We start from the raw sequence: 16,066 nt of genomic DNA, 5'->3' as shown, positions 1-16,066 counted from the left end.
ATATTTCGGCCACGTTGAAAGGATAGTGTGGGATGAGCGGGATGCGCGATGAGATGGAGCTTCGGGAAGAGGCGATCCGGGCGCATTACGGCGCGGCCTCGGCGCTGCTCGCGGGCCTCGATCATGCGCCGCGTCTGGCACAGGCGCGGGAGGTGGCGCCGGTTGAGCGCTCGCCCGGCGTGACGGGGACAGGACGGCGGTTTCGTTCGACCACGCCGGGGCTGGTGACGCGCGCGACTGTGCGGGCCGAGGGGGTGCGCTTGGCCGAGCGGGTGCAGGCGGTGGGCGGGGACGATCTGCCGACGCCCGCGCAGGCTGCGGTCTTGCAGGCGTTGCGCCGGGGGCTGGCGATTGCGATTGCCGTGGGTGAGGCGGTCTCGGAAGCCAGTGGCCTTGTCGAGTTGAAGAAGGCCAATCTGGAGGGGCGTCTGCCCGAGGCACGGCGGGCGGAATTCACCGAGTTGCTGGTGGTTGAGGCCTTGGCGGTGCTGTCGGTCTTCGCCAATGCCACCGGGTTCCTGCTGGGGCCGCAAGCCGGGGAGCAGTCGGTCGAGATCGGCGAGGTCGATGAGGTGCTGACCGATAATGCCCCGCTTGCGCTACACGGCGCGCTGTGGGAACTGGACCAGGACATCGCCTTGCACGCGGCTGACGAGGGCGCGCTGATCGCCACGGTTCTGGCATTTGCCGAGGCGCTGAGCGCCAAGGTGCGGCTGCGCGGCGAGAATGCGCCCCGGATCGGGGTCTTCACCGGGGCGGCCTGGCGCGTCGAGGCGGACGATCTGCCGATTGCCGGGTTCGCGCCCTCGCGTAAGGCGCGGGGCTCTTCGCTGGTGATGCAGTTCAAGAAGCCCGAAGAGGTCGTGGGAAATCACATCGCCAAGTATCAGGCGATGCGGTTGGCCAAGATGCTGATGGCCTATGATTTTGAGCGCAAGCTTAACCCTTTTGCCGAGCTTGGGGGCTTCATCTTCACCTTCATGGGGGATGGCAAGCCGGGCACGGGCAAGACCACGCTGATCCAGATGATGGCGGGGTTGCTGAACGATTACTGCAAGGTGGCGGGCTATCCGTTCCGCTACCAGAACTTCGGTATCGACAACATCGACAGCTATCAGGGCAAGTCGGGGCAGAACGCAAAGGCCTTCATCCAGAACGTCATGGACCCCGCCGTGATCGGTTTCGGCACGGTCGATGACATTGACCAGATCGCGGGCAAGCGGGGCGATCGGCAATCGAGCGCGGGCCAGCAGGAGGTCACCGCCGTGCTGATGGAGGCATTTGCGGGCGCCAACACGGTCGTGCGGGGCAATTGCACCTTCGGGATGTTCTCGAACTACCCCGAGAACGTGGACGATGCGCTGCGCCAGCGGGCCGGTGCGCGGTTCCTGGTGGACGGGCCGCAGACGCGCGCGGATTACATCGACATCCTCGCCCTGCTTTTGGGCAAGCGACACGATATCCCCTTGGGCGATCACGATCTGTTTGCCGCGCAAGAGATCAAGCGTGCGGTTGCGCAAAGCTTCGCAAACCATAACGCCCCGCGGGAGGTTGGCCTGCATGCGGTTTTTGCCGAGGTCAGCGCGCGGGTGGGTGCGCTTGATACGATTGAGAAGCTGGGTGCCTATCTCAAGGCGATCCAAGAGGCCGATCCGCGTTTTACCGGCCGTGCGATCAAGAACATCACCGATGCGGTGAAGGTGCGCGCGATGGATTTCGAGCTGCCCGATGAATGGATGGAAAATCCCGACCTCTTCCTCTTCAAGAGCTACGAGGAGAAGGCGGTGATGATTGGCGATCTGCGCCGCCCGATCACCGCCGAGATGGTCATTCAGGAAATCAACCGCTATGCCGACAGCGAGTTCCGCTATGCGGACAAGTCGGACGAGGCAGCGATCGAAGGCATGGTGCGCGACATGAGGCGCGCCGCGGAAGCCAAGCGGCGCTATTTGGAGGAACGCGAATGACCCAGTTTCTGGCCTTCGGGCTGATCATCTGCCTCGCCATGGGCTTTTGGCTGTCGAACAACCCCTGGGGCAAGATGCTGGCCATCCTGCCGCTGGGGATGCTGGTTCCGGCCTTCTACGGAACCGCGGTGAATTGCGGCTTGGGCTTCGTGACCGAGTTCTTTGGCGCGGGGCAATGCCAAGGCGGTAACACGCCGCGCCAGGTATTCGCGGGCATGTATGTGCTGAGCTTCGTGCCGGTCGTGGTCTTTGCGGTCCTCTCGAAAATCGGCCGCGGTATCTGGGTCGGTCGCGGCGCGTGATGGAATGTTGAGTAGCTATCGGGGGCGTTGATGAAGCGTCTGATCGAAAAGGGGCTGATGTTCGGCAATCTGGTGCGGGTGGACAGCCCGGCGCTGGTCGAGCGGTATAACCGCGGCCTGCGCCAGCTTGCGCGCAAGGAAACCACCCTGACCGAGTTTCACATCGACCTGTCGGGCTACTCGCCCGAGATTGGCGATGAATTCGGCGATCATCTCTACCTCAACCCGAACGGTTGCAACCGGCAATTCATCCTGCTCTCGACCGAGCAGAAATCGGCCCCGCTTCTAAACGCCAAGTTCTCGATGTCGCGCTCTATCCTGCGGCAGTTCATCGAAGAGAACGAGGCGCAGCTGTTCAGCCTGACCGCCCGCGATGCGGTGGTGGGCGAGCTGGAGGACACGGTCTATGAACTCGGCTCGGCCGTGCGGCTGTTCGATATCCAGCGCATTACCGTGGTGGCGGATACGACGGGCAATCATGTGGCTGAATCCGAAAAGCTCTCGGGCCTGATCGCGCGGTTCCGGGCGGAGCCCGAGGGCTGGCATGACGACGCGCTGATCTCTGAAATGATCGGGCTGGCCGAACGGACCGGCGATGTCACCCGCAATCCGGTCGCCCTGCGCGCCACCAGCTTCGAGACGCCCGATTTCTGGACGGCGCATTTCGGCGGGCTTTATCTCTTCCGCTCGGTTCCGCATCCGGCGGCGATTGCGATGGGCGACCGGATCGCGCTTGGGGCGCTGCCCATCGACTATGTCTTCGCGCATGAGCAGCGCAACGAGATCGCGAAGTTCCTTGAGATTAACGGGCTGGTCGAGCCGATCGTTCGGGCGCGCGGGGCGGATGCGGGGGCGATCCTGCGCCAGAAGATGGACTTCATTCTGGTCGAGGCCGCAAGCCACCTTGGGCTCGATGCCGGCAGTGGCTCGCGCCGTGAATTGCGCGCGATTGCGCAGCATCTGGGCGCTACTCTGCCCGAGGAGTTCCAGGCCCTCGCCGCCATCCTGCGCTGGCTGGAGGCGGGCGGCCCCTGGCCCCGGATCGACAGCCGCCACCCGGCCTATTTCTACACGCTGCGGGCCGCTCAGGGGCCGCTGCGCGATCTGGTCAACATGCTGCTGGCCGAGCTTTGCCCGCTCGACGTGCGGCAGATGTTCATCTGCCACAAGGAGCTGTTCTACCGCCTCTATGCGACCTGGCCCGAGGCCAAGAAGGCCTATGTGGCGGATTTCCTGGAAAGGGAGTATCAGATCGACAAGGCAGGTGCCCGTCAGGCCCTGTTCGGGGGCGAGCCGGGGATGGAGGACGCCCCTGCGCCCGGCCCCTGGGATCGGGTGCCTGCGCCGCCCAAGGCGCCAAGCCCGCGTGACGCGGTCGATCTGGTCGGACCCTGGGGCGCTGTGTTGCGAGGTCGGCGATGATCGGTTTTCTGAGGCTCGCGATTTTCGGGGCGGTCGGTGCTGCAGTGGCCTATTGGGTGCTGCTGATCTATTCGCGCTCGCTGCGCCGCGAGGCGCTGGAAAAGGAATGGGATGCGGACCCGCCCGAGGGGGGCACGCCCGAAGGCCGCGATCTCTTCATCGAAGAGGGGATGGCGGATTATGAGCACAGCCTGCGGCGCAAGCTGATCTGGCTGGTGCTGGTGCTGCCCGCGGTGGTCGTGGGCTTGCTGATCTATCTGGTGAATTACGCGTGAGGCCGTGATGAAATACGTCAAATGGACATTCTGGGCGCTTCTGGCGCTGATCGTCGGGGGCTTTCTGCACTACACCTTCCCGCAGCACGATATCGTGCGCGTGGTGAATACCTATCAGGAGCGGCAGGATCTGGGCGACTGGACGCGGATCTTCTGGTCCGACCCGGACGATCAATCCGGTACGCTGACCAATCGCGATGTGCAGTTCATCTCGACCATCCTCGCGAATGGCAAGCCGATGGTCTATCGCAACGAGGATACCGGCTGGAACTGGCCGCCCTATTTCAAGTTCGACACCGCCAGCCTTCAAACCGAGGCGGACGATCTGAAATCCTCCCCCGAGAACCCGAAATGGGCCGTGGTCACGCATTACGGCTGGCGCAACCAGTTACTGTCGATCTTCCCCAATGCGGTGGGGATCAAGCCGGTAGCTGGTCCTGATGTGCGGATCATCCCCTGGGTCAACATCTTCCTGCTCGGGTTCTTGCTGATCGTCATCCTGACGATCCGCGCGATCTGGAGGCAGTTCCGCGAACGCTCGATCGACCCGCTGGTCGAGGATGTGGGCGAGGCCTGGGACGAGGTCGAGGAACGTGCCGACGCCGCAGGCGACCGCGCGCGAGGCGTCTGGGGCCGGTTCATGGATTGGCTTGGAACCTGGTCGGGCAAACCCCGGAAATGAGATGGGCGGCGCGGGCAGACCCCGCGCCGTTTTCATTCGCCGTAGGGCACCCAGATCGTCTTGATCTGGCAGGCGCGATCAAGGAACTCGCGCCCCTGCGCCGCCGACCAGTCGCGGTTCGGCAGCGTCCAGGTTGCCTTGAGGTTGGCGGCGCTTTCGGCCTCGACCATTGCGGCGCCCTCGGTGCCGCCGCAATACCACATCGCCGCCACGTCATCGTGCTGCGCCAATGTCTTGGCCAACTCGTCGCGCGGGCCGGTGACGATGTTGACGACCCCGCCGGGGAGGTCCGACGTGTCGAAGACCTGATAAAGGTCGGTCGCGGCGAAGGGCATCGAGGTGGCGGGGATCGCCACCACTCGGTTGCCCATGGCGATGGCGGGCAGCACCAGCGAGGCAAAGCCCAAAAGCGGCGCCGCGTCCGGGCAAGCGATGCCCATGACGCCCCAGGGCTCGTGCATCGCGACGGTCACGTTGCGCGTCTTGGTGGATTTCACCGCGCCGTCAAACTTGTCCGCCCAGGCGGCGTAGTAGAAGGCGCGGCGGATGGTGGCGGTGACTTCCTTGGGGCTGTGGCCGGCGTCGTGCAGGCGGGCCTCGAACTCGGCCTGACGCGCGGCGAGGTTCTCGGCGATGTAATACAGCACCTGCGCACGGTTATGGCCGGTGACCTTGCCCCAGCCGCTGGCCTTATGCGCGGCCTCGACCGCGTTACGGATGTCTTTGCGGCTACCGAGCGGGGCAAGGCCGATCTCGCGCCCCTTGTGGGTCACGGCGTAGGAATAGCCGCTGTCGGGGCGGCTCTGCTTGCCGCCGATATAAAGCTTGGCCGTGCGGTCGATGCCGGGGGCGGCGGGGGCGCCCGCCTGCGGCGCGGCATCGAGCTGCCCCGCAGCCGCCTCAGGCTGCGCCTTCGGGGCCGGGCGGCGCAGGTAGGCGGCCATGCCCTCGCGCCCGCCTTCGCGGCCGAAGCCGCTTTCACGCATCCCGCCAAAGCCTGCGGCGGCGTCGAAGACGTTGGTTGCGTTGATCCACACGACCCCGGCCTTGACCTTGGCGGCGATATCCATCGCCAGCGTCAGGTTTTCGGACCAGATCGAGGCCGAGAGGCCGTAGCGCGTGTTATTGGCAAGCTCCACCGCCTCGTCCGGCGTGCGGAAGGTCGAGAGCGTGGCGACCGGGCCGAAGATTTCCTCGGTCATTGCCGGGTTGGCGGGGTGCGCGTTCAGGAGGATGCCGGGGGCGTAGAAGCTGCCCTTTGGGGGCAGTTGACACTCGGCCTGGATCAGGTGTGCGCCGGCTGCCTCGCCCGCGCTGACGAGGTCGCGGATGCGGCCCAGTTGCACCGGGTGCACGATCGCCCCCATGTCGGTGCATTTGTCGAGCGGGTCGCCCACGCGCAGCCTGGCCAGCCGTGCGGTCAGGCGGTGGGTGAAGTCGTCGGCCACGGATTCGGCGGCCAGGATGCGCGACCCGGCGCAGCAGACCTGACCCTGGTTGAACCAGATGGCATCCACCACGCCCTCGACCGCCGCATCCAGATCGGCGTCGGCGAAGACGATGAAGGGCGACTTGCCACCGAGCTCCAGCGTCAGCGCCTTGCCGCTGCCTGCGGTGGCGCGGCGGATGAGGCGGCCAACCTCGGTTGAGCCGGTGAAGGCGATCTTGTCGACCTCGGCCGCGACCAGCGCCGCACCGGTGCGCCCGTCCCCGGTGACAATGTTGACGACGCCTTTGGGCAGCCCGACCTCGGCGCAGATCTCTGCGAAGGCGAGTGCGGTGAGCGGCGTATACTCGGCGGGTTTCAACACCACCGTATTCCCGGCCGCCAGCGCAGGCGCGACTTTCCATGCCAGCATCAAGAGCGGGAAATTCCATGGGATGATCTGGCCGCAGACGCCATGCGGGACGTTGCCGGGGAATTCGTCCTCAAGCAGTTCGGCCCATCCGGCGTGGTGGTAGAAGTGGCGGATCGCCAGCGGCACATCGACATCGCGGCATTCACGGATCGGCTTGCCGTTGTCGAGGGTCTCAAGTACCGACAGGAACCGCTCGCGTTTTTGCAGATGGCGGGCGATGGCGTAAAGCCACTGCGCGCGCTCATGCCCGCTCAGGCCCGCCCATTTCGGCTGCGCCTTGCGCGCGGCTTTCACGGCGGCGGCGATGTCGTCCTCGGTGCCCTGCGTGACCTCGGCCAAAGGCTCACCCGTCGCCGGGTTGTCGGCGGCGAAGGTCTCGCCCGGCTTGGTGAAGGCGCCGTTGATGAAATGGCCAAAGCGCCCGCGCGCGGCCAGCCAGGCGGTCACTTCGCCGCTGGCTTCGGGGGCGGGGCCGTAGTCCATGGTCTCGAGGATCTCTTTCACGGTCGGCATCTTTCCCTCAGGCGATCGCGTGGCGGGACGAGGACGCGTAGCGCCCGGTGACATGGTGTTCGAGCTGGCGTTCAATGTCGGCCAGCATGGACGAGGCACCAAGGCGGAAGAGGTCGGGGCGCAGCCAGTCTGTGCCCATCTCCTCTTTCATCAGGATCTGCCAGGCCAGCGCGTCCTTGGCGGTCTTCATCCCACCTGCGGGCTTGAAGCCGATCCGGTACCCGGTGCGCGCGCCATAGTCGCGCAGCGCGCGCACCATGGTCAGGCTGACGGGCAGGGTCGCGTTGACGCCTTCCTTGCCGGTCGAGGTCTTGATGAAATCCGCCCCCGCCTGCATCGCCACCATCGAGGCCTTGTAGACGTTGCGCAGCGTTTTCAGATCGCCGGTGGCAAGGATCGCCTTCATATGCGCGGCCCCGCAGGCCTCGCGCATGGCGGCGATCTCGTCATAGAGCGCCTGCCAGTCGGCGCGCAGCACATGGGCGCGGGTGATGACGATGTCGATCTCTTGCGCGCCCTGATCGACGGCATAGCGGATCTCGGCCAGCCGCAGATCGAGCGGCATCAGCCCGGCCGGAAAGCCGGTGGCGACCGAGGCCACGGGGATCGAAGTGCCCTCCAGCGCGCGCGCAGCGGCGGCGACCATGGTCGGATAGACGCAGACCGCACCCGTCGTCACGTCCTCAAGGCCAAGCCCGGCAAGGATATGATCGGCCAACGGCGCGCGCGCCTTGGCGCAAAGCCGCGCGACGCGGTCCTCGGTGTCGTCACCGGCCAGCGTCGTCAGGTCCATGCAGCGGATCGCATTCACGAGCCAGGCCGCCTGGTAGTTCTTTTTCAGACTGCGGCGCGTGGTCAGCTGCGCCGCGCGCGCCTCGGTCGCAGGGGTATTGACGGCGATCCGGTCGAACCAGGACAGGTCGAGCGGCGCGCCGGGATTGCGGTCAGTGGACATGATGGATCCTGGGATTGTCCGGTTACGCGCAGGCTAGCGCCAGATCGGGGTTGCATCAACGGGAGCTGAATGCGTGGCGCAAGAAATATGACCGTTTGGTCTAAAAATCTGACGCGCCCAATAGAAAACCCCGCGCCAAAGGGCGCGGGGTTTGAGATGCGATGCGCGATTGGTCAGGCGTTCGCAGCGCGGATCTGGTCGGCGGCGTCCTTGTTATAGCTCACGCCCTTGGCGTCGAAGAGCTGGTCGAGCTCGCCCGACAGGGTCATCTCGGTGACGATGTCGCAACCGCCCACGAACTCGCCCTTGACGTAGAGCTGCGGGATGGTCGGCCACTCCGAGAAATCCTTGATGCCCTGGCGCACTTCGGCGTCTGCCAGAACGTTGACGTCCTTGTAGGTGACGCCCATGAAGTTCAGCACGCCCGCAACGCGGCTGGAGAACCCGCACTGCGGCATTTCCTTGGTGCCTTTCATGTAAAGCACCACGTCATTGGCTTCGATGTCTGCCTTGATCTGGTCGATAGCGGTCATGGAAAAATCCTTTGTTCGCGCATGAGCGATACACGCTCTGTCAGTCGGTCGGATCGGGCGCCTTGACCGAAGTCAGGTGCCCGCCGGAGATCACTCCGGGGCCTTGGTCGTCAGCGCCAGCGCATGGAGCGGCGCGTTCGGCCCGTCCATCGCGCCCTTGAGCGCGGCGAAGACGGCGCGCTGCTGCTGGACGCGGTTGAGGCCCTTGAACGAGGCGTCGATCACCTCGGCTGCCCAATGGTTCCCGTCGCCCGCAAGATCGGTGATGGTGATCTGCGCGTCGGGGAAGCCCTCACGGATCAGGGCTTCGATATCATGGGCTTCCATCGGCATCGGTATCTCCTCGTGCTTTGCGGTCAATCTAGGCTGACTGCGGCGGGGCGGCAAGGGGCGCGCCGGTCGCATCGGTGCCGTGGGGCGAATTGCCCGGGCGGGCGAGGGCCAGAAAAGAAAGGCGCGCGGGTTGCCCCGCGCGCGCATGTTCTCAGGCGGTGGTCTCAGCCTTCCACGGCAGCGGCGAAGGCCGAGCGGTAAAGTGCCGAGAGTTCAGCCATAGGCGCCTTGGCGGAGCCGAAGGCCACGTCGTTGCCACCGAACACACCGACGCGCTCCAGCGGCACATTGGCGGCTTTCGCGGCGGCCTCAAGCGCGTTCGCGCCTTCGGCATCGCAGGCCACAAGGTAGCGCGCCTGGTCCTCGCCAAAGAGCGTGCCGATCGCCTGCGCATCGAGCGCAACGCCCAGACCGGCGCCTTCGGCCATCTCGAAGGCCGCGAGCGCCAGGCCGCCATCGGACAGGTCCGACGCCGCCTTGACCAGCTTGCCATTGGCGCGCAGGAATTCGCCGTGCTTGCGCTCGTCATCGAGATCGACGGCCGGGGCGTCGCCTTCCTCGATGCCAAAGGCTTCATAGGCCAGCGCAGACTGGCCGAGGTGGCCATGCGTCACGCCGATCACCAGCGCGATGTCGCCCTCAGCGGGTTGGCCGCCGATCAGGTCATCGAGCGATTTCAGCAGGCCCACGGCGCCGATGGTCGGGGTGGGCAGGATGCCCTTGCCGTCAGTCTCGTTGTAAAGCGAGACGTTCCCAGACACGATCGGGAAGTTCAGCGCAAGGCAGGCCTCGCCGATGCCTTTGATCGCGCCGACGAACTGGCCCATGATCTCGGGCTTCTCGGGGTTGCCGAAGTTCAGGTTGTCGGTCGTGGCCAGCGGCAGGGCGCCCACGGCCGAGAGGTTGCGATAGGCTTCGGCCACGGCCTGCTTGCCGCCCTCGTAGGGGTTGGCACGCACGTAGCGCGGCGTCACGTCCGAGGTGAAGGCCACTGCCTTGTCGGTGCCATGCACGCGCACGACGCCGGCGCCGAGGCCCGGACGCACCACGGTATCGGCCATGACCTGCGTGTCATACTGCTCGAACACCCAGTTCTTGGCGGCATAGTTCGGCGAGCCGATCAGCGCCTTGAGCGCCTCGATCGGGCCAATCGCGGGCAGCTCGGTCAGCGGCTTGGCGGCCGGGGTCGGCACCCAGGGGCGGTCGTATTCCGGCGCGGCCGAGCTGAGCTTGGACAGCGGGATGTCGGCCTTGACCTCATTGCCGTGGATGATCAGGAAACGATCCTCGGCGATGGTCTCGCCGACGATGGCGAAGTCGAGATCCCATTTCTCGAAGATGGCGCGGGCCTCGGCCTCTTTCTCGGGCTTGAGCACCATGAGCATCCGCTCCTGGCTCTCCGAGAGCATCATCTCATAGGCGGTCATGTTGGCTTCGCGCTGCGGCACGGCGTCAAGCTGCAGCTTGATGCCAAGGCCGCCCTTGTCGCCCATCTCGACGGCCGAGCAGGTCAGGCCAGCGGCGCCCATGTCCTGGATCGAGATGACGGCGTCGGTGCGCATCAGCTCCATGCAGGCTTCCATCAGGCATTTCTCGACGAAGGGGTCGCCGACCTGAACGGTGGGGCGCTTCTCTTCGATAGTGTCGTCGAACTCGGCCGAGGCCATGGTGGCCCCGCCGACGCCGTCACGCCCGGTCTTGGCGCCGAGATACACCACCGGCATACCCACGCCCGAGGCGGCGCAGTAGAAGATCTTGTCGGTATCCGCGAGGCCCGCAGCGAAGGCGTTCACAAGGCAGTTGCCGTTATAGGCGGCGTGGAAGCGCACCTCGCCACCCACGTTCGGAACGCCGAAACAGTTGCCGTAGGAGCCAACGCCCTCGACCACGCCCTTCACGAGGTGCGGGGTTTTTGGGTGCGAGGGCAGGCCGAAGCTCAGGCTGTCCATCGCCGCGATCGGGCGCGCGCCCATGGTGAAGACGTCGCGCAGAATGCCGCCGACGCCGGTCGCCGCGCCCTGATGGGGTTCGATGTAGGAGGGGTGGTTGTGGCTTTCCATCTTGAAGATGACCGCCTGACCGTCGCCGATGTCCACGACGCCCGCATTCTCGCCCGGACCGCAGATGACCTGATCGCCGGTCGTGTGCAGGGTGCGCAGCCATTTCTTCGAGGATTTGTACGAGCAATGCTCGTTCCACATGGCCGAGAAGATGCCCAGTTCGGTGAAGGTGGGCTCGCGGCCCATGATCTCCAGCAGGCTCTGGTATTCGTCGGGTTTCAGGCCGTGGGCAGCGACGAGGTCGGGGGTGATCTGCGGCTCGTTCATGAAACTCCTCCGAAGGCGCGGGTTTGCGCGTTCTTTAGGACATGTGGGCCTGCGGGAAAAGGGGCGATGGCGTGCAAATGCGGGCGGAAAACACAGTTTGCACGGGGCGCATGGGGGGGAAACGGCGACGCGGGCGGATTTGCCGCGCCGCGGGCCCGTCAGTCCGGGTGGTTTCGCGCGCGAACTATAGACGAAAAGCGGCCCAGCTAAAAAAAAGGCCGAGCAAAAGCTCGGCCGTAGTCCAACAGGGAGGTAGAAGGTGATGAGAGTTTCCTCAAATCATCGCCTTCGAAGCTGCATTTATGTGCAGAGTTAGAATCGATCAAGGAGAATCATGCTGCGGATGCAGCATGCCCGCTATGCGTTCAGGTTATAGCTGATTATTCAGCGCTGGTGTCGCCCATCTGCTGGCGGCGATAGGCCAGGATCTCTTCCTGAACGAAGTCCCGGAAGGCGGTGACGCGACGCGACTGGCGCAGCTCTTCCGGGTAGGCCAAGAAGACCGGCACCTCGACCGACTCGACTTCGGGCAGGACGCGTTCGAGGCCGGGGAAGTCCACCGTCAGATAATCGGGCAAAACCCCGATGCCGATGTGATTCAGCACACCCTGAAGCACGCCGAAGTAGTTGTTCACCGTCAGCGTCGAGTGGACCTCATGCGACAGGATCTGCTGCACCAGATGCGCGCCCGCCGAAACCTGCGGCGTCGCCGGGTTCTGGCAGATCAGGCGGTGGTTGCGCAGATCGGCCAGGCTTTCGGGCCGACCACTGCGCGCGAGGTATTCCGAGGTTGCATAGAGACGCATCCGGATGTTGAGCAGCCGCTTGCGGATCAGGTCGGCCTGCGCGGGTTCCTTCATGCGGATGGCAACGTCGGCCTCGCGCATCGGTAGGTCCAGCACACGCTCTTCCAAAAGCAGGTCGATCTTGAGCTCGGGGTAGCGTTCGTACAGCTTCACCAGTCGCGGCGCGAGCCAGAGCGTGCCAAAGCCCACGGTGGTGGTCACGCGCAGCTCTCCAAAGACTTCCTCTTCGCTGTCGCGGATGCGCGCGGCGGCTGAATCAAGCTTCTTTGCCATGGTCGAGGTGGCGTCGAACAGAAGCTCTCCCTGTTCGGTGAGAATCAGTCCCCGGGCATGGCGGTGGAAAAGCGTCGTTCCAAGCGACTCTTCCAGCGCTCGTATCTGTCGGCTGACCGCCGACTGCGACAAATGCAGCGCATCCCCCGCATGGGTGAGGGAGCCGGCATCGGCCACCGCATGAAAGATTCGCAACTTGTCCCAGTCCATCGGGGTCACTTTCTGATCACTAGAAGCGCTCTACACTTATATTCATTCGCCGAATTTAACAAACCACTTTGACCCAAAATTGACTTTGTAGGTCAGCTTTTCCGACCTATCATTGCCTTATGCTCTTGGCGCAAGGGGAGGTGCACAATGGGCAGGCAGGAAGTGTCCCTCAGGGACCGTTTCGACCTATCCAAGAATCCGGTTCTGTTGAACGGGACACAGGCGCTGGTGCGGCTGGTCCTGATGCAGGCGGCGCGCGATCGCGCGGCGGGAACCAATACAGCGGGCTATGTGACGGGCTATCGCGGCTCGCCGCTAGGCGCGGTGGATATCCAGATGAGCCGCGCGCGGCGGGAACTGGAGGCCGCGCAGGTCCGCTTTCAGCCCGGCCTGAACGAAGATCTGGCCGCCACGGCGCTTTGGGGCACCCAGCAGGCCGAGCTGCGCGGCGAGGGCGCCTATGACGGCGTTTTCGGCCTATGGTATGGCAAGGGGCCGGGCGTGGACCGCTCGGGCGATGTGATGCGCCACGCCAATATGGCGGGCACCTCGCGGCTTGGCGGCGTCTTGATGGCGATGGGGGATGACCACACGGGCGAAAGCTCGACCGTGTTGCATCAGTCAGACTGGGCGCTGGTCGATGCCTATATGCCGGTGCTGAGCCCCGCCGGGGTGCAGGAGATCCTCGATTTCGGGCTTTATGGCTGGGCGCTGAGCCGCTTTGCCGGGGTCTGGGTGGGCCTCAAGACGATGAAGGACACGGTCGAGGCGACGGCGGTCGTCGATGGCGACCCGCATCGGCTGAGCTTCGTCACCCCCGATTTCAAGATGCCGCCGGGCGGGTTGAATATCCGTTTGGGTGATACGCCCGTCGCGCAAGAAGCGCGGATGATCGATTACAAGCGTTTCGCCGCCGAGGCCTTCGCCCGCGCCAACCGGATGGACAAGCGGATGCATGGCCGCCCCGGCGCCAAGATCGGCTTTGTCGCGGCGGGCAAGAACTGGCTCGACCTTGTCCACGCTTTCAGCCTGCTTGGCCTGACTGCGGCGGAATGCGAGCGCCTTGGCATCACCACCTGGAAGGTCGCGCAAACCTTCCCGATGGACATGCGCTCGTTCAACGAATGGGCCGAGGGGCTCGAACTGATCGTCGTGGTCGAGGAAAAGCGCAAGCTGATCGAGGTGCAGGTCAAGGAGGCGATCTTTGACAACCGCAAGGGGCGGCGCGTTCTGGGCTGGCACCACGATCGCACCGGGGCCGAGCTGTTCCCGACCCGCTTCGCGCTTGACCCGATGATGATCGCCGAGCGCATTGCGGGCATACTGACCGAGGAAGGTCGCGCGACCGAGGCCGTCAAGGCCGGGCTGGCGCGCATTGAACAGGCTCGACGCGCCGACAACGCCCCCGAGATCGCGACCCGCGTGCCGTGGTTCTGCTCGGGCTGCCCGCATAACAGCTCAACCCGCCTGCCCGAAGGCGCGCGGGCCTATGCCGGGATCGGCTGCCATTACATGGTGCAATGGATGGGGCGCGAGACCACCGGATTCACCCAGATGGGCGGCGAGGGCGCCAACTGGGTCGGCGAGGCGCCGTTCTCGACCCGCCCGCATGTGTTCCAGAACCTCGGCGACGGGACGTATAACCACTCGGGCAGCCTCGCGATCCGGGCGGCCTTGGCGGCGGGCGTCAACATCACCTACAAGATCCTCTTCAACGATGCCGTCGCCATGACGGGCGGACAACCGAACGAGGGCGGACTGACCGCGCAGCAGATCGTGAGTGAGATCCGCGCGATGGGAGTCAAGCCGGTCGTCGTGGTCTATGACGAAAAAGAAGCGCTGGATCTGTCCAGCTTCCCGCCCGAAGTCGAAAAGGTCGAACGCGCAGGGCTGATGGAGGTGCAAAAGCGCCTTGAGGAAACCAAAGGCGTCTCGGCCATCGTCTATGTCCAGACCTGCGCCGCCGAGAAGCGCCGTCGCCGCAAGCGCGGCACCTTCCCCGATCCCGACAAGCGCGTCTTCATCAATACCGATGTCTGCGAGGGCTGCGGCGATTGCGGGGTGCAATCGAACTGCGTCTCGATTGTGCCGGTCGAGACCGAGCTTGGCACCAAGCGCGCCATCGACCAGTCGAGCTGCAACAAGGACTTCTCTTGCCTGAACGGGTTCTGCCCGTCCTTCGTGACCTTCTCGGGCGCCAAGCCGCGCAAGGCGCAACCCAAGGCGCTGGATCTGCCAGACTTGCCCGAGCCCACTCTGCCCGCGATCCACGGCACGCATAACGTCGTGATCACCGGGGTCGGCGGCACCGGGGTTGTCACCGTGGGCGCGGTGCTGGCCATGGCCGCCCATGTCGATGGCAAGGGCGCGGGCATGATGGAGATGGCCGGCCTCGCGCAAAAAGGCGGCGCGGTGCATATCCACCTGCGTCTGGCGAACCGCCCGCAGGACATCTCGGCCATTCGCGTGGCGGTGGGCGAAGCCGATTGCGTCATCGGCGGCGATCTGGTGGTCAGCGCCGGGGCCAAGACACTTGGCCTCATGACCACCGGGCGCACCGGGGCGGTCGTCAACGCGCATGAGATCGTGACTGGCGAGTTCACCCGCAATCGCGACTTCCACCTGCCGGTGGGGCAGTTGCGGCTGGCGCTCGAGGCGCGGCTGCGCGACCGGGTCAGTTTCTTCGATGCCTCCGAGCTTGCCCGCCGCGCGCTTGGGGATTCGATCTATTCGAACATGGTCGTCCTTGGGGCGGCCTGGCAGGCGGGCTATCTGCCGCTGAGCCACGCCGCCATTCACCGCGCGATCGAGCTGAACGAGACCGCGGCCGAGGCCAATAAACGCGCCTTCGAGCTTGGCCGTTGGGCCGAGGCGCATCCTGAAGACGCCGCGAAGCTGATCGCGCATGAGCAGCCCGCCGGGCAAGCCGATCCCATCGCCTTCCGCGCCGCGCATCTGACCGCCTATCAGGATGCCGCCCTTGCCACGCGCTTCAACGCGCTTGTCGCCCGCGCCCCGCAAGAGCTGCGCCTGTCTGTCGCCAAGGGCTATCACAAGCTTCTGGCCTACAAGGACGAATACGAGGTCGCGCGGCTGCATCTGGAGACGATGGATAAGGCGCGCGCGGAATTCGAGGGCGATCTCAAACCCACCTTCCACCTCGCGCCGCCCTTCTTCGCGGGTGAGGGGCCGAACGGGCGCCCGATCAAGCGCAGTTTCGGGCCTTGGATGATTCCCGCCTTCCGGCTGCTTGCGCGGCTGAAAGGGCTGCGCGGCACCGCATTCGACCCGTTCGGTCGCTCGGAAGAGCGCCGCACCGAGCGCGCGCTGATCGCCGAATACGAGGCCGACATGGCGCGGATTCTGCCGCAAGTGGGGCCAGAGACGCTGGAAATCGTGCGCGAACTGGCGGAACTGCCGCTATCCATCCGCGGTTTCGGCCCGGTCAAGGTCGAAGCGGTCACCCGCGCCGCGAAGCGCCGGGCCGAGCTTCTGGCGGCCTTCGATCAGGGCGCACCGCCGTCACAACTCGCGGCGGAATGATTTCAGGCGTTTATTTCCGCGCGCGCGGGGCTTATTAGGGGCCAATTCCCCGCCGCGCGCGGGGCA

The 16,066-nt window shown here is 65.2% G+C and carries 12 protein-coding genes; 6 read left to right on the top strand and 6 right to left on the bottom strand.

Annotated features, from left to right (window positions below; translation table 11 throughout):
• Positions 1-32 precede the first annotated feature (32 nt).
• From LZA78_RS10630 to LZA78_RS10610, 5 genes are read left to right on the top strand one after another with little or no spacing between them, the layout of a single operon-like run.
• Positions 33-1,967 (top strand): AAA family ATPase, encoded by a 1,935-nt coding sequence (locus LZA78_RS10630; RefSeq protein ID WP_233676913.1) that lies wholly within the window; start codon positions 33-35, stop codon positions 1,965-1,967.
• Positions 1,964-2,269: a hypothetical protein gene (locus LZA78_RS10625; RefSeq protein ID WP_233676912.1), complete on the top strand. Its 306-nt coding sequence runs from the start codon at positions 1,964-1,966 to the stop codon at positions 2,267-2,269. Before LZA78_RS10630 ends, LZA78_RS10625 begins: the two co-directional genes overlap by 4 nt.
• Positions 2,270-2,299: 30 nt before the next feature.
• Complete coding sequence (locus tag LZA78_RS10620; RefSeq protein ID WP_233676911.1) at positions 2,300-3,691, top strand: DUF6638 family protein; 1,392 nt, start codon at positions 2,300-2,302, stop codon at positions 3,689-3,691.
• Complete coding sequence (locus LZA78_RS10615; protein WP_233676910.1) at positions 3,688-3,966, top strand: hypothetical protein; 279 nt, start codon at positions 3,688-3,690, stop codon at positions 3,964-3,966. Before LZA78_RS10620 ends, LZA78_RS10615 begins: the two co-directional genes overlap by 4 nt.
• 7 nt (positions 3,967-3,973) lie before the next feature.
• Positions 3,974-4,648, top strand: coding sequence for a DUF1523 family protein (locus tag LZA78_RS10610; protein WP_233676909.1), 675 nt, complete (start codon positions 3,974-3,976; stop codon positions 4,646-4,648).
• Between the two features lie 32 nt (positions 4,649-4,680).
• On the opposite strand, the gene LZA78_RS10605 is transcribed toward LZA78_RS10610, so the two are convergent.
• The 6 genes from LZA78_RS10605 to LZA78_RS10580 form a co-directional block, all read right to left on the bottom strand.
• Positions 4,681-7,020, bottom strand: a complete 2,340-nt coding sequence (locus LZA78_RS10605; RefSeq protein WP_233676908.1) for an aldehyde dehydrogenase family protein — start codon at positions 7,018-7,020, stop codon at positions 4,681-4,683.
• 7 nt (positions 7,021-7,027) lie between these two features.
• The gene (deoC, locus tag LZA78_RS10600; RefSeq protein ID WP_233676907.1) at positions 7,028-7,975 is read right to left on the bottom strand and encodes a deoxyribose-phosphate aldolase; all 948 of its coding nucleotides are present in this window, start codon (positions 7,973-7,975) and stop codon (positions 7,028-7,030) included.
• 173 nt (positions 7,976-8,148) lie between these two features.
• The gene (gene grxD, locus LZA78_RS10595; protein WP_233676906.1) at positions 8,149-8,508 is read right to left on the bottom strand and encodes a Grx4 family monothiol glutaredoxin; all 360 of its coding nucleotides are present in this window, start codon (positions 8,506-8,508) and stop codon (positions 8,149-8,151) included.
• 90 nt (positions 8,509-8,598) lie between these two features.
• Positions 8,599-8,841, bottom strand: coding sequence for a BolA/IbaG family iron-sulfur metabolism protein (locus LZA78_RS10590; RefSeq protein WP_218628693.1), 243 nt, complete (start codon positions 8,839-8,841; stop codon positions 8,599-8,601).
• 164 nt (positions 8,842-9,005) lie between these two features.
• Complete coding sequence (gene purL / locus LZA78_RS10585; protein WP_233676905.1) at positions 9,006-11,168, bottom strand: phosphoribosylformylglycinamidine synthase subunit PurL; 2,163 nt, start codon at positions 11,166-11,168, stop codon at positions 9,006-9,008.
• A gap of 380 nt (positions 11,169-11,548) precedes the next feature.
• Positions 11,549-12,457 carry a LysR family transcriptional regulator gene (locus LZA78_RS10580; RefSeq protein ID WP_233676904.1) on the bottom strand — a complete coding sequence of 303 codons (909 nt, stop codon included), beginning with the start codon at positions 12,455-12,457 and terminating at the stop codon, positions 11,549-11,551.
• Between the two features lie 147 nt (positions 12,458-12,604).
• On the opposite strand from LZA78_RS10580, the gene LZA78_RS10575 reads away from it, so the two are divergent.
• A complete protein-coding gene (locus LZA78_RS10575) occupies positions 12,605-16,000 on the top strand; it encodes an indolepyruvate ferredoxin oxidoreductase family protein (RefSeq protein WP_233676903.1) in 3,396 nt (1,131 codons plus the stop codon).
• Positions 16,001-16,066: the final 66 nt, after the last annotated feature.

Source organism: Rhodobacter flavimaris (assembly GCF_021378075.1).
Taxonomy (GTDB): Bacteria; Pseudomonadota; Alphaproteobacteria; order Rhodobacterales; family Rhodobacteraceae; genus Rhodobacter; species Rhodobacter flavimaris.
This window is presented reverse-complemented; position numbering and strand designations above follow the sequence as displayed.